The organism is Methanoculleus sp. UBA430, from assembly GCF_002506585.1.
Lineage (GTDB): Archaea > Halobacteriota > Methanomicrobia > Methanomicrobiales > Methanoculleaceae > Methanoculleus.
The window spans coordinates 331,445-346,353 of the sequence record NZ_DAXW01000009.1; the positions used below are offsets into that span (position 1 = coordinate 331,445).

At 64.1% G+C, this 14,909-nt stretch carries 12 protein-coding genes; 9 read left to right on the forward strand and 3 right to left on the reverse strand.

The window, feature by feature from the left end; all coding sequences use genetic code 11:
• The first annotated feature begins 220 nt into the window (after positions 1 to 220).
• The 9 genes from BRA49_RS07900 (at position 221) to BRA49_RS07940 (ending at position 10,954) form a co-directional block, all read left to right on the forward strand.
• Complete coding sequence (locus tag BRA49_RS07900; protein ID WP_292384964.1) at positions 221 to 472, forward strand: DUF5654 family protein; 252 nt, start codon at positions 221 to 223, stop codon at positions 470 to 472.
• Positions 473 to 533: 61 nt separating this feature from the next.
• On the forward strand, positions 534 to 1,574 hold the full coding sequence (gene corA / locus BRA49_RS07905) for a magnesium/cobalt transporter CorA (RefSeq protein ID WP_292384966.1): 1,041 nt from the start codon (positions 534 to 536) through the stop codon (positions 1,572 to 1,574).
• A gap of 29 nt (positions 1,575 to 1,603) precedes the next feature.
• Positions 1,604 to 2,827 carry a magnesium/cobalt transporter CorA gene (gene corA, locus BRA49_RS07910; protein WP_292384968.1) on the forward strand — a complete coding sequence of 408 codons (1,224 nt, stop codon included), beginning with the start codon at positions 1,604 to 1,606 and terminating at the stop codon, positions 2,825 to 2,827.
• A 132-nt stretch (positions 2,828 to 2,959) separates the two neighbouring features.
• Positions 2,960 to 4,996, forward strand: a complete 2,037-nt coding sequence (gene acsB, locus BRA49_RS07915) for an acetyl-CoA decarbonylase/synthase complex subunit alpha/beta (RefSeq protein ID WP_292384969.1) — start codon at positions 2,960 to 2,962, stop codon at positions 4,994 to 4,996.
• A 12-nt stretch (positions 4,997 to 5,008) separates the two neighbouring features.
• Positions 5,009 to 5,920, forward strand: a complete 912-nt coding sequence (locus tag BRA49_RS07920; RefSeq protein ID WP_292384971.1) for an acetyl-CoA decarbonylase/synthase complex subunit delta — start codon at positions 5,009 to 5,011, stop codon at positions 5,918 to 5,920.
• A gap of 3 nt (positions 5,921 to 5,923) precedes the next feature.
• On the forward strand, positions 5,924 to 7,258 hold the full coding sequence (acsC, locus tag BRA49_RS07925) for an acetyl-CoA decarbonylase/synthase complex subunit gamma (protein WP_292384972.1): 1,335 nt from the start codon (positions 5,924 to 5,926) through the stop codon (positions 7,256 to 7,258).
• Positions 7,246 to 9,180 (forward strand): ASKHA domain-containing protein, encoded by a 1,935-nt coding sequence (locus tag BRA49_RS07930; protein WP_292384974.1) that lies wholly within the window; start codon positions 7,246 to 7,248, stop codon positions 9,178 to 9,180. Before acsC ends, BRA49_RS07930 begins: the two co-directional genes overlap by 13 nt.
• Entirely contained in the window at positions 9,168 to 10,202 is a 1,035-nt protein-coding gene (locus tag BRA49_RS07935; protein WP_292384976.1) for a hypothetical protein, read from the forward strand. The genes BRA49_RS07930 and BRA49_RS07935 overlap by 13 nt, the downstream gene beginning before the upstream one ends.
• Complete coding sequence (locus BRA49_RS07940; protein WP_292384978.1) at positions 10,199 to 10,954, forward strand: AAA family ATPase; 756 nt, start codon at positions 10,199 to 10,201, stop codon at positions 10,952 to 10,954. Before BRA49_RS07935 ends, BRA49_RS07940 begins: the two co-directional genes overlap by 4 nt.
• Positions 10,955 to 11,476: 522 nt before the next feature.
• Here the strand turns inward: BRA49_RS07940 and BRA49_RS07945 are convergent.
• The 3 genes from BRA49_RS07945 to BRA49_RS07955 form a co-directional block, all read right to left on the reverse strand.
• Complete coding sequence (locus BRA49_RS07945; protein WP_221058091.1) at positions 11,477 to 11,866, reverse strand: cupin domain-containing protein; 390 nt, start codon at positions 11,864 to 11,866, stop codon at positions 11,477 to 11,479.
• 40 nt (positions 11,867 to 11,906) lie between these two features.
• Positions 11,907 to 12,899 (reverse strand): TIGR03557 family F420-dependent LLM class oxidoreductase, encoded by a 993-nt coding sequence (locus BRA49_RS07950; RefSeq protein WP_221058090.1) that lies wholly within the window; start codon positions 12,897 to 12,899, stop codon positions 11,907 to 11,909.
• A gap of 455 nt (positions 12,900 to 13,354) precedes the next feature.
• A complete protein-coding gene (locus BRA49_RS07955) occupies positions 13,355 to 14,761 on the reverse strand; it encodes a PAS domain-containing protein (RefSeq protein WP_221058089.1) in 1,407 nt (468 codons plus the stop codon).
• Positions 14,762 to 14,909: the final 148 nt, after the last annotated feature.

Here is a 14,909-nt window from a genome sequence, read left to right on the forward strand (position 1 = left end):
AAGGGGACCGGAAAGTTCTCATATGGCCACGCAACGCCAGGCGCAACACGTCATTGGACGGCACTCACCCGAAAACCCTCCCCCTCGACAACAACCGTACCTGCAACACCCTGGCAGCCGGCCGCCCTCCCGGAAGGGGCGTTCTTCCAATAGGATCCACAGGAGTCAATTTCAGAAACTATTATATATCGGCCAACATATCGCTCACTGGTGAGACTCTATGTCACTCAAGGCTGAGGTCATCGACAAAATATCGGCTCTTCTCACGGCCGCATTCGGCCTGGTCGCCGCTCTCGCATGGAACGGCGCCATTCAGGAACTTTTCGCGCTGATCTTCGGTGATCAGAGCACGCTCGTTGCAATGTTTGTGTATGCCGTCGTCGTGACGATCATCGCGGTGATCGCGGTCATCCTGATCGGCCGCGCCGCAGGGAAGGCAAAAGCAGAAGATGAGGCGGCGGCAAGGCGGTGAAACCCGGAAATTTCCCCCTTTTTGGCAACCATCTCCGACCCGAAAACCGACCTGATCTCCGATGAACCGGCTTGACGACCGACCAGAGGGGCTCATCTACACCGGCACTACTCGTGCGCGACCGGTCACCGTCACGGTCATCGACTACGACGAATCCCATCTCGACGAGCGGACCTGCACCCGGCCCGGGGACCTCCGGGCCCTCACCCTCCGCCCGACGGCGGTTACCTGGATCAACATCGACGGCGTCCACGAGACCGGGATGATCCAGGCAATCGGGGAGGCTGCCGGGATCCACCCGCTGACCCTGGAAGACATCACAAACACCCGCCAACGCCCGAAGGTCGAGGACTACAGCGAGTATCTCTACGTTGCAGTCCGGATGCTCGCTCCCGACGGCGACGGTGAGTTCTGGAGCGAACAGGTCAGCCTTGTGCTCGGGAAAGGGTACGTCGCATCGTTCCAGGAGCAGCCGGGGGATGCATTTGAGCGCATCCGGGAGCGCCTGCGTGCCGGGGCGGGACGGCTCAGGAGCGAGGGGGCGGATTACCTCTTCTACGTCCTGCTGGACACGATCGTCGACGGGTATTTTTCCGTGATCGAGGCATTCGGGGAACGCATCGAGGCGGTAGAGGAAGAGGTGGTGGCAGATCCCGACCACGAGACCCTGCAGGTGATCTACGCCTTAAAGCGGTCTCTGGTTGCTCTCCGGAGGGCGGTCTGGCCGCTCCGCGACATGGTGGCAGAACTCGAACGGGGAGAGTCCCCTCAGATCCGGGAACCGACACTCGTCTACTTCCGAGACGTCTACGACCACACCATAGAGGTCGCCGAGACCGTGGAGACTTACCGTGAGATGATGTCCGGGACCCTCGACGTCTACCTCTCAAGCCAGAGCAGCCGGATGAACGAGATCATGAAGGTCCTCACTATCATCGCCACCATCTTCATCCCGCTCACCTTCATCGCCGGGGTCTACGGCATGAACTTCGCGTACATGCCGGAGATCAGCCATCCCTGGGGCTACCCTCTAGCCCTCGCCTCGATGGCGGCCGTCGCGGGGGTGATGCTCCTCTACTTCAGGAAGAGAGGCTGGATCTGATCCGCAGAGGCCTCGGGGAGGGGCTCCCGGTGAGACGGGAGCCTCTCTTCCCCTCCTGTCTCGTTCATCGGGGGAGAGCGGGGGGATCGGCCCGGCGGTGGCGTTTTATACCATGGGGCGAATGCTCCCTCCCGGAAGTCACCCCGGATCCGGCGGAGCAGGCGCTCGCGTATCGGGATATCCCGATCGAATGCGAGAGGGCGGATCAGCCCCGGGTGGCCCCCATCTCCGGGGCAAACAGTCCGGAGGTGAAGATGCAGCCGGAAGAATCCTGTCAGATACTACCGATCCGGGTGATGGACTACACGGAGGACCGTATTGAGGAGCACGAATGCATCGAACTCACGAAGGCCTGGTCGTGGATCAGCCGGGAGACGGTCACCTGGATCGACGTCGTCGGGGTGCCGGAGCATGACGAACTCGTGGTGCTGGGAGAACAGGCAGGCATCCACCCGCTCACGATGGAGGATATCACAGTCCCTGACCAGCGGCCGAAGGTAGAAGAGTTCGGAACCTACGTCGCCGTCATCGCGAGGATGCTCTCGGAGAGAGACGGCAGGGTCGCAAGCGAGCAGGTCAGCCTGATCTTCGGGGAGAACTACGTCATAACGTTCCGCGAGCAGCCCTTCCAGGTCTTCGAACTGGTCAGGGGACGGCTCAGGAACGAACTGAGCGTCCTCCGGGGCATGGGACCGGATTATCTCACCTACGCGCTCCTTGACGCCATCGTGAGTGTTTACCTCGCCATCCTCGACACAGTCGACGACCGGGTGGAAGACCTCCAGGGCAGGGTTCTGGCTTCCGCGGACCCGCTTGCCTTAAAACAGATCTACGAACTCAAGGAAGACCTCCTGACCATCCGGAGAGCGGCCGTTCCGGCACGCGAGGTTCTTGGGTCGCTCGCAAGCCGGGAGTTGAGCCTTGTCCGGAGGGAGACGATCCCGTACTTCAGGGACACATACGACCGGTGCATCCAGGCGGCAGAAGTTGCGGAGTATACCAGAGATACCCTCTCCGGCGTGATGGATCTCCACACCTCGAACCAGAACAACCGGCTCGCCGAGATCACGACGATCCTCACCATCGTCGCGAGCATCTTCATCCCTTTAAGTTTCATCACCGGGTTTTATGGGATGAATCTCAGGAACATACCGCTCGAAGACTCGCCCCTGGGGTATCCTCTCGTCCTCCTCCTCATGCTGGGTGTCGCGTTCGCGATGCTCCTCTACTTCAGGAAGAAAGAGTGGATCTGACGCTGATCCCGGACGGTTCCCGGCAACCGGCAGCGCGTGTTGCCGGAGAAACCCCAGGACCGCGGTGGCCGCCGCTTTGCACGGAAACAATCATTTATGACCGTGCGCAGAGTATCACCTGCTGATAGCATCATGAAGGATAGACTCACGGACTCTCTTGCTACGGCGATAGAGCACGGCCGCACCGGCCTCGATGCGAGGATGCAGGCACTCTCCGGGAAGCTCGCCTACGCGGACACGGCATATGCCCTCCCCGTGACCTACGCCGTCACCGGCATCGCCGTGCGGGACGCGGACGGAGCGCGCGAGGCATACCGGCAGTCCGGCAGCAACCTCCTCGTCGCCTGCGAGTGCCTGATGGCCGGCGAAGGCGGCGTGGAGATCCCCTACACAGGTTTCATCCCGGACGCAGTCCTCCGGAGGCTCGGTTACACCCTGGTCGACGGGAGCGTCACGGGCCTCGGCCTCCTGGTCGGGACGCCGGAGAGCCCCGACGCCGCCGCGGCGATCTGCCGGGAGATGCAGGAGAAGTACCTGCTCACCTTCCTTGCCGGCGGGGTCGTGGAGGCGCTCTCCGGCGCCGGCGTCCGCCTGGGGCTGGATTACCGCCTGGTGCCGCTCGGTCCGGAGAGCGCCCGGGGCATCCACTTCGCCGACATCCTCGCCCGGGTCGCGATGATGTTTGGGGGGGTGCAGCCGGGAGACGTTCACTCCCTGCTCGGCTACGCCGCCGAACGGGCGAAGGCGTTCGTGATCGCATTTCCGGGCCTCACCGACGAAGAGGCCGCGTTCGTCGACGCCCTGCGGGTGCTCGGGATACCGATCCTCGCGGCCGGCAAGGGCTACGAGGGAGGGGAGTGGATACCGGTCGCTCCCGCAACGGCGGTCCGGACCGGCATGGACCTCCGGGGGATCCGGGTCACGGTCACGGCGATCCCGATACCCATGGCCTGCTCCCCCGCGTTCGAGGGGAAGAGCATCCGCAAAGAGGAGATGTACGTGGAGTTCGGCGGCGGGAGGACCCCTGCCTTCGAGCTCCTCCGGATGCGGCCCCGCGAGGAGGTGAAGGACGGGAAGGTCACCGTCGTCGGACCGGAGGTCGACGCCGTCCCGGCAGGCGCCGCCCTCCCGCTCGCGATCCTGGTGGACGTCGCCGGCGCGAGGATGAGAGCGGACTACGAACCGGTGCTCGAGCGGCGGATCCATACCTTCGTCAACTACGGCGAGGGGTCCTGGCACGTTGCGCAGCGGGACCTCATCTGGGTCAGGCTCTCGAAAGAGGCAGTGGCGAAAGGCGTCAGGATCCGGGACATCGGGACGTTGCTTGCCCACAAACTCAAGGCGGAGTTTCCGGACCACATCGACGCGGTCCAGGTGACGCTGGTCACCGACAGGCAGAAGGTCGAGGGGATGCTTTCGGAGGCGCGGGAGGCCTACGCACGGCGCGACGAGCGGATTAGCGGCATGAAGGATGAGGATGTGGAGACCTTCTACTCCTGCACCCTCTGCCAGACGTTCGCCCCGAACCATGTCTGCGTCATCACGCCGGAACGGCCGGCGCTCTGCGGGGCAATCACCTGGCTCGACGCCCGGGTTGCCCACGAGATCGCTCCCGCCGGGGCGAACCAGCCGGTCCCGAAGGGGGAGACGGTCGATGCCGTCTGCGGTGAGTTTGCGGGGGTGAACCGGTTCGTAAAGAAGGCATCCCACGGTGAGGTCGACCGGATCTCCCTCTACAGCATGATCGAGAACCCGATGACCGCCTGCGGGTGCTTCGAGTGCATCGCGGCCATCGTGCCGGAGGTGAACGGGATTCTCGTCGTCAGCCGCGACTTCACGGGGGAGACCCCGCTCGGGATGACCTTCTCGACGCTCGCGGGGACGATCGGGGGCGGCGCGCAGACGCCGGGGTTCATCGGCATCTCAAAGAACTATATCCTGAGCGACAGGTTCCTCCAGGCCGAGAACGGTATTACGCGGGTGGTCTGGATGCCGGCCTCCTTAAAAGAGGAACTCGGAGACCGGCTGCGGGAGAAACTTGCTGCACTGGGGATGCCGGACCTCTTTGCGAAGATCGCGGACGAGGTCTCGGCGCCGACGATCGAGGACCTCGTCGCGTTTCTCGAGCGCGTCGATCATCCCGCACTCGCGATGAGGTCGCTGATCTAGGAGGGATGGTGCGTGACAGAGCAGAGTGACGAGGGATTGACGATCCGCGAGGTGCGTCTCGGCGCCACGCGGGAGGAAGGGGGAACCAGGGAGGTCTCCTACGTGATCGGGGGCGAGCGGGATCTCCCGTTCTCCGGAGACGGGGCCGGACGGCCTCTGGTGGCGCTTGAGATCTGCGACGACCCCCGGTTCTGGCCGCCGGTCGTCCGCGACTACGTGGGCGACCTCGCGAACGACACCGCTGAGTGGGCGCGGGCCGCAGAGCGCACCTACGGCGCAGACCTGGTGCGGCTGAACTTCACGAGCACGAAACAGCGCGGATTCGATGCGTTCGACGCGATCGCCGCGACGACGGAGGAGGTGCTCGCGGCGACGGCCCGGCCCCTGATTGTCGAGGGGAGCAACGAACCGGAACTCGACAGCGAGGTCTTCCGCCGCTGCGGGGAGGCGGGTGAGGGCGAGCGGCTCCTCCTCGGAACCGCAGAGGCCGACCGCTACCGGAGCGTCGCGGCGGCGGCGCTGGCATACGGTCACGCGGTGATCGCCCAGTCGCCGATCGACGTCAACCTGGCGAAGCAACTGAACATCCTCCTCCGCGAGACCGGCGTGCCGCAGGACCGGATCGTGATCGACCCCTACGCGGGGGCGCTCGGCTACGGGTTCGAGTACTCCTACTCGGTGATGGAGCGGATCAGGCTCGCCGCCCTCTCCGGCGATGCGGACCTCGCGATGCCGATGATCTGCGCCCCCACCGACACCCTCTCGGTCCGGGAGGTGCGAGAGGCCGCACCGGCGGATCAGGAGGCGATGGCGGTTGCCTGGGAGTTCTACACCGCCTACGCCGCCATTGTCGCCGGCGCGTCGATCGTCTGCGTCCGCCACCCGCTGACCGTGGAGAGGCTGAAGGCGGCCCTGGAGGGCTGAAGCATGGCGATGAAAGCGCTCGACATCTACAAGCACCTCCCGAAGACGAACTGCAAGAAGTGCGGGTACCCCACCTGCCTTGCCTTCGCCATGAAACTCGCCGTCGGAAAGGCGGAGGTCGAGGCCTGCCCGGACCTCGACCCCGACACGAAGAGCCTCCTCGGCGGGGTGACCCGGCCGCCGGTCCGGCTCGTCACCATCGGCGCAGGCGAGCGGTCGATCGCGGTCGGCGAGGAGTTTGTTCTCTTCCGGCACGAGAAGACCTTCTACCACCCGCCCGGCATCATGGTGCAGGTCTCCGATACCTGGCCGGAGGACGAGGTGCGCTCCGTCGTGGAGACGGTGAAAGAGACCGTCGTCCAGCGGGTGGGGCAGGACCTCGTCGTGAATGGGGTGGCGGTGAAGTACGAGAGCAACCGTCCCGAACGGTTCGCAGCGACCGTGGCGCTCGCCGGGGGCGGGAGCACCCTCCCCCTGGTGCTGATCGCCAGCGACCCCGCAGCCTTTGAGGCGGGCCTCGCGGTCGCGGGACACTACCGGCCGCTGGTCCACGCCGCGACCGAAGAGAATTGGGAGGGCCTCGCTGCCCTCACGAAGCGCTACGGGTGTCCTCTCGCCGTCCGGGCCGCCGGTCCCGCCGAACTCGCCAGCCTCGCCGGGAAGTGCGCGGAGGCAGGGACCCCGGACCTCGTGCTCGACCCCGCACCGTCGTCGCTCGCCGGCTTCATCGCCACTGCAACGGAGATCCGGAGATCCGCTATCGGGCGGACCGAACCGGCGCTCGGGTATCCCCTCTACCTCGACGCCGGAGCCTTCGGAAAGACCGATGCGGCCCTTGCGGCGGGTATCCTGAAGTACGCGGGGATCATCGTCACCCCCCCGCTCGCCTCCGCCTCGCGCGAGGCGGCGCTCACCCTGCGGCAGAACATCTACACCGACCCGCAGAAGCCCATCCAGGTGACGCCGGGCATCTACCCGATCAATGAGCCCGGACCGGACGCCCCGATCCTCCTCACGGTGAACTTCTCGCTCACCTACTTCACGCTGCTCGGCTATCTCGAAGCGTCCCGGATACCCTGCTACCTCTTCATCGCGGACACGGAAGGGCTCTCGGTCCTCACGGCCGTCGCCGGCGGGAAACTGACCGAGACCCTCGTCGCCGACTCGCTTAAGAAGTTCGGCGTCGCGGACCTGGTGGACCACCGGCTGCTCGTCATCCCCGGTTACGCAGCCCCGCTCTCCGGGAAGATCGAGGACGCGACCGGCTGGAAGGTGCTGGTCGGCCCCCGGGATGCGGCCGATCTTCCCGGATACCTGGAGAAGGAGTGGAAGGCCTGATGCCGACCGTGACGTTCCTCCCCGGCTACCGGAAGGCGACCGTGCCGGAGGGGGCAACCCTCCTCGACGCGGCCCGCGCTGCCGGCCTCTCCATGAACGTGGTCTGCGGCGGAGAGGGTAAGTGCGGGAAGTGCCAGGTCTACGTAAAAGACGGCACGGTATCGTTCGACCGCGAGAAGTACCGCCGGTTCTTCTCGGACGAGGAGATCGCCCGTGGGGCATGCCTTGCCTGCCAGGCGACCGTCGCCGGCGACGTCCAGGTCGAGGTCCCGGCCGGGTCGCTCATCGAGGAGCAAAAGATCCTCGTCGAGGTCCCGGGCATGAAGGAGATCCCGCTCAACCCCACCGTCAGGAAGTATGAGGTCCGCCTCGAACCGCCGTCCCTTGAGGACACGACCCCCGACCTCGCCCGCCTGCTCGAAGGGGTCGAACGGCAGAGCGGGCCGCCCCCGAACAGGGTCTACGCGCCGCTCGGCGTCCTCTGCTACCTCCCGCAGGTGCTCCGCCGGAGCGGGTGGCACGTGACCGCCACGGTCGCCCTGGTCCCCGGCGGCTACCGCCTGAGCAGCGTGGACGAGGGCGACACCACGGGGAGGCTCTACGGGGTGGCGGTGGATCTCGGGACGACCACGATCGTGGCCTACCTCTGGAGTCTCGTCGACGGGCGGATCCTTGCTACGGCATCGAACTACAACCGCCAGATCTCCTGCGGCGAGGATATCCTCTCGCGGGTGAACTTCTCCCGCAGAAGCGGCCTTACCCGACTGCAGCAACTTGCGGCGGAGAGCATCAACGAGGCCCTGACGACCGCCGCCGATGCCGCGGGGATCGACCGCGAGGAGATCTTTGAGGTGATGATCGCCGGGAACACGGTGATGACCCACCTCCTCCTCGGGATCGACCCCGGCTACATGATCGCGGAACCCTACGTCCCGGTCGTGCGCCGGATGCTCTCGACGGCCGCCGGGCGGATCGGCATCGCGGCCCACCCAAACGCCGGGGTCTACACCTTCCCGGCGGTCTCGAACTTCATCGGCGGCGACATCATCGCCGATATCCTGGCCACCGGGATGGCCGAGCGCGAGGAGGCCACGCTCATGGTGGACATCGGCACGAACTTCGAGGCCGTGCTCGGCAACAGCGACTGGATGCTCTCCTGCGCGGGCGCGGCCGGGCCGGCCCTGGAGGGCGGGGAAGTGCTCTTCGGGATGCGGGCAAACCCGGGCGCGATCGAGCGGGTCCGGATCGACCCCGATACCCTCGCGCCGTCGTTCTCGACGATCAACGGCGTCCGGCCGCGGGGAATCTGCGGCTCGGGCCTCATCGACCTGCTCGCGGAGCTCTTCCGCGCCTGCGTCATCGACCGGACGGGAGGGATCAACCTGGAGCTTGACCATCCCCGGGTCCGGAAGGGGCAGTATTACCCGGAGTTCGTCGTGGCCTGGAAAGAGGAAACGTCGATCGGGAAGGATATCGTCATCACCGAGAACGACATCAAGAACCTGATCATGAGCAAGGCGGCAATCCACGCCGCCTGCATGACGCTCCTCGACGCAGCAGGCCTTGCGCCCACCGATATCGGCAGGGTCTGCTTCTCGGGAGCGTTCGGGAACTACCTCAACAAGGAGAACGCCGTCACCATCGGTCTGATTCCGGAAACCCCACCGGAACGTGTCGGAAACATCGGGAACGGGGCGATCACCGGCGCGAACATCGCCCTCGTCGACCGCAGGCGAAGGAAGGAGCTCGACGGGCTCGCCCGGCGGATCACCTACATCGAACTGAACGCGGACCCGTCGTTCATGGACCGGTATACGTCGAGCTGTTTCCTGCCGCACACCGACTTTGCGCTCTTCCCGCACGTGCAGCAGACGCTTGAGGCGTGCCGGGCGAGGCAGGGGGTGAGGTCATGGCAGGCATGATCCCGTCCCCGGATCTCCTCGCGACCGGCGTGGGGGCCCTCCCTCACCGCGATCCCGACGCGGCGTGCCGGGCGGTGCTCGCGGCCTTCCCCCGGATCCCCTACGTCCCCACCCTGCCGAACCGGGGACTTCTCGAGGCGATCGTCTTTGCCGACGCCGAACACCTCCCCGGCGGGGTGGTCCGGGACGCGAGACTCGTGGTCGATCGGAGCGCCGATCCCTCGGAGGCGATGGAGCGGGTCCTGCTCGACTACCTTGAACGGAACGCAGAGCCCTACCGGGTCGGCGAGGCATACGGGTCGGGGTTCCACGCGATGATGACCCGCGACCTCTCGGACGCACTCCTCGTCAAGTGCCAGGTGACCGGCCCGGTGACCTTCGGGATGCAGGTGGTGGACGAAACGCGCCGGCCCATCCTCTACGACCCGGAGTACGCCGACCTGCTCGGGAAACTCCTCGGCCTGCGGGCCCGGTGGTGCGAGACGGCGATGCGGGAGCGGATGGGCGCACGCGCGACCCTCGTCGTGCTGAGCGAGCCCTACCTTGCGTCGCTCGGCTCGTCGGTCGTCCCGGTGGACGCCGGGGTGGCGGCCTCCGCCATCGAGGATATCGCCGCCCTCCTCGACGGGGGGATCGGGATCCACTGCTGCGCCAACACCGACTGGGGGTTCGTCCTCGGCCTTGCGCCGGCCGTGGTCTCGATCGACGCCTGGACCTACGCCCGCGAGTTTCTCCTCTACGCCGACGATATCGCCCGCTATATGGAGAGGGGAGGCGTGGTGGCCTGGGGGATCGTTCCCGCGGATTACAGCGTCTTTGCGGCGGAGAATCCCAATTCGTTCTTCTCCCGGTTCCAGGATATCCGCGCCCGTGCGACGGAGACGATCGACCCCGACCTCTTCGATCGCCAGTCCCTCATCACGCCGACCTGCGGGATCCGGAACGCCTCCGAGAGAGAGGCCGTCGCGATCATGGCGGCGACCGCGTCGCTCTCCCGCCGCCTGCGGGGTGAGGAACCATGATCCGGCCCTGCACCGTCGTCATATCCGGCAAGGGCGGGACCGGGAAGACGACGATCGCGTCGCTCCTGATCGACGCGCTGATCGCGGCCGGAGAGCGGCCGATCCTCGCCGTGGACGCCGACCCGAACGCGAACCTCCACGAGGCTCTCGGGATCGCCCTCACCGAGACGCTCGGGAGCATGCGGGAGGAGGCCTTCACCCGGTCCATCCCCCCGGGCATGGACCGGACTGGATATGTCAGATACCGGTTCCGCCGGGCGCTCGCGGAGGCGGAGGGCTACGACCTCCTTGCCATGGGCCGGCCGGAGGGGTCGGGGTGCTACTGTTTCCCGAACGCCCTCCTCACCGAGTGCATCGAGACGCTTGAGCGTGGTTACCGGCTCGTCGTCGTGGATTCCGAGGCCGGGATGGAGCATATCGCCCGGGGGACGATCCAGAGCCCGAAGGTCCTCCTGATCGTGAGCGATCCCGGGGCCCGCGGGATGCGGACCGCCGGCCGCATCCGGGACCTCGCGGAGTCGCTCGGCCTCTCGCGGGAGAGGATCTTCCTCGTCGTCAACCGTGACCGGGGCGACGACACTATCGAGAGCGATCTCCCCCTCATCGCCCGTATCCCGGAGGACCCGGGCATAGGGGAGGCGGATCTTGCCGGGACGCCGATCGTCGGGATCCCGCAGAACAGCCCGGCGCGGGCGGCGGTGCGCGATCTTGCCGCCCGGCTCGTTGAGGAGTGCGCCCGGCGAGGGGAGTGACGGCGCCGCGCCGGGACAACGCAACGGTTCCGGCGCAATCATACTGTCCGGACCCGCATTGCCCGGGACGGTGAAGGCGCAACAGGAAAACCTGTGGAGAACTCTCGATCCGGGTCGTCGACTGCACGAAGGAGCATGAGTGCGTCGAACTCACCGGGGCCGGGCCATGGATACGCCGACAGACGGCCACCCGGATCGACGTCGTCGTGGTGCCCGGCAGGCAGGCATCCGCCCGTTCATGATTCTGCGCAAAGTTCAGTATATACTCAAACTCCGACATTCCCGACTATCCGACAACGATCGTCTCGATGAACGCCGTCGCGGGGGGTAATGCTCCTTTACTTAAAAAAGATGAGGCGGATATTGAAGGTGCCCCCGGGTGGGTTCCATCGGCTTATAAGGTGGAGATGCCGATTTTTTCAGCAGGGAGATGTGTGATAACGGGGCGGAAATCCCCGTACCCGGGGGCACCGGACACGGAGGTGTGATATCGGGAAGAATGAGGCCGGGAAACCCCTGCCATCACTTCGGGCCGGTAACAAATACTGCCAGCAGTGCGAGATCCTCCTTGTCGGCGATGACGGTGTGACGGACGCCGGGCGGCGTGGTGAAGGTGTCCCCGGGCTTGAAGAGTATCTCTCTCCCATCGAGGATCATCTTCCCGTGCCCGGCGAGGATGGCGTTCCACTCCCACTGGCTCTCGTGAAGGTGGTCAGGAACCTCACAGTCCTTACGCACCCTGACGAGATGGGAAGAGAACGACCCCTTCGTGTCCGCTCCCGGCGCGAGATCCGCCAGGGCGACACCGGTCCATGCCGGGTTCGAGTACCACACGGGTCGCCTGCCCGCTTTCTCTGCAGGGAAGAAGGCGGCACCCTCCTCCATGAGCCGGGCAATGTTCTGGTTTTCCATCGTTTCTCCCATAGATCGGGATGGACCGGGCAAGCCCGGTTCATTCCGTGACGGCGGGGATGATCTCCTTGAAGATATCGATGCCGAGGTTCACGTTCGGGCTCGAGTTGCCGAGACAGAAGTGGTTGATGCCTGCAGCCTTGAACCGCTCGATCTCCTTGATCATCCCTTCGGCGTCGGTTGCGACCATGAAGTTGTCCTTCATCATGTCATGTCCGACAAGGTTTGCATGGAGTTCGACCTCCTTTGCATCGGAGACCTTGTATTTGAACATGGCGGGAACCAGGCAGCCGGCCCAGAAGCGCAGTGCCTCAATGGCTTTGTCATAGTCGGCGTCGACCGAGTACCAGACGAGCATGGCGTGCTCCATCTTGCTCGGGTCCTTCCCGGCCTCGCGGGCGCCTTTCTCGAAGTTCGGGATGGTGACATTCTTCAGCACGGAGGGCGGCGCAGACACCGTCATGAGGTGGTCGGCGTGCTTCCCTGCCAGCTGTGCTCCCTTCGGACCCATTCCGCTGAAGTAGAGCGGAACCTTGTCGTCGGGCTTGGTGTACAGAAACGCCTTGTCGAAGGTGTAATACTTGCCCTTGAAGGAGACGGGCTCCTTGCTCTCCCAGAGTTTCTGCATCACTTCGACGGCCTCGACGGTCATGTCCTGCCGCACCGGTACGCTCGGCCACTCGCCGGTGACCGGCACCTCGTTCAACGCCTCGCCGGCGCCCACGGCAATGCCCACACGACCGGGGTACATCTGCCGGAGGGTGGCGAACGTCTGTGCGACGACTCCCGGGTTGTACCGCATGATCGGGCAGGTGATGCACGTCGAGAAGAACGCCTTCTTGGTGGCCTGGAGTGCTGCACCCATCCAGGCCCAGGCCTGCCCCGTCTGTGCATTGGTGTGATACCAGGGGTGGAAGTGGTCGTCTACCCAGATAGAATCGAAACCGACATTTTCTGCTCTGACTGCCTGTTCAAGCGCATCCATGGGGCGGTACTGCTCAATAGATGCAAAGTAACCCATCTGTGTCTTCATGGTACTGGTCTCCTGATGATCGGCAAAGTCACCTATCCAGGGGCAGGCCTACCCAAATCTTGATACGCTACCAGTTCCAACGAGAGCACTGGTACGGCAGCTGAGGTCCACACATCTAATCCCACTTATCTGTGGTGGATCACGGCCATCCTACCCCATTGAAGGTTCTCTTCCGATCCTGTTGTGGTGTGCGGACTAGTTCTCCGCAGAAAGAATAATGTTTGCGACTGACTATATAGATATCGTTTAATGTTCAACAATGCCCGGACGGCGATCGGAGATATTGGCCTGCCCCGCGATTCATCTTGGATCATACCACCGGGGGATCGTCAAATTATCAGGAGAATCGTTGGGATTCCAGCACGAATAGCCCGACAATCCCCAGGACACGCGGGGAGCGGGGGGTTACACCCGGAGGGCAGGAGGGGGGCTGTGTTCAACAATAAGAGAATGTTTTATATACTAATTCCAGAAAAGTCATTCTCTCGCGTTACACGAGCATTGCACGCCTGGAACGGCGCTTCAGCCTCCTTACGGACAGCATCCGATACGTCGATCATAAAAGACGCGATCTCTCCGGAAGGTAGTTTGAAGACATAATGGGAGATCCAGGGAAAGTCCTCGCGGTTCCGGTATTTGAGCGGTGTAACAAACTCCGGCTTTTCGGTGGTCAGAACGCGATACAGGAGATCGTGCACGTACGGGTTCGGGAGATCGGGGAATTCCTCGAAGAGTTTCCTCCCGACGAGGTCTTCTTTGTTCATCCGCAGGAGGGCTGCTGTTACCCCGTTAACGTCTTTGATGATGTACTCGTTTCCTCCCTCAATCGGCTCGTAGATCAGGACGCCGTTGCAGGCCTTCTCGAAGAACGACCGGTAGCGCGTCTCCTTGAAGGCCAGCTCCTTCCGGGCCAGCCGCTCAGTGGTGATATCCCTGAAGAGGATGGCGAACTCGTGTGAGGTCACCCCGCCGTCTGGAGTGATCGGGGTGAAGACCACGTCGAAGTAAGCGACGCCCGACCGGGTGCTCGGAATCCGCTGATCCCGTTTCAGGCGGTCGAAATCGCAGGCGAGTTCCGTCTCGGCGACTTTTCCCTGCCGGATCAACTCGAGGATCTTCCCTTTATAGCAGGAGATATCGAAGATATTTCCTTCCGCCAGTTCCTGAACCCCGTTCAGGCCGAGGATCCCCAGGGACGCACGATTTGCGTTGAGAACGGTCCCATCGGCCGTAAAAAGGATGATCCCGCTGGGAACCCTCTCGAAGATCGTCCGGATCATCTTCTCCGAGTACTTCAGGGCGGCTTCGGTGTTCTTCCACGCCGTGATATCCTGCAGGCTGATCAGGATCCCCGGCTTCCCCACATGGGAGACCGTCGGGGCAAACTCGATGTGATAGATGTGGTTCGTGCTGTCCTCGATGTACTGCATCTCGGAGAGGTAGGTGCCGGACTGCCGGACCCTCTCGATATTCCGCATGATGGTCGGGTCCGAGAAGATACGGAGGTTCAGGTCGAAGAGGGAGGCGCCGAGGATGTTTCTCCCGCGGTGGATGCCGAGAGTCCTGATGAAACTCGTATTCACCATGAGGATCTGGAGGTCGGCGTCCAGGATGACGATCGCGTTTGAGAGGCGGTCAAAGAGTTCCGAGAGCGGGACCCGCTGCGCCGGGGTGTACAGCTTCGATCTTCCGAACCGCTGCATGCTCACGTCCCCGCTCGACTGGAGCATCTCGAGGTACTTGGCGACGGTAGCCCGGTTCATCCCGAGTTCGCGGGAGATTGCGGAGATGGAGAGGCCCTGCGGCGATCGCTTCTCAAGAAGGCTGACAATTCTACCGAATATATCCTGATACTCGCTCATGAATGCTATCCTCCGGACCTCACGGAGTTCACCGGGATCGGTTGTCGGTCGGGAGATCTCCCGACAAGATCATTAGGGAGATCGTGACTAGTATCTTTCGGGCTTCCGGGAGAGCCCCCCATTGCCGGCGGTCCGGAGACTCTCCACC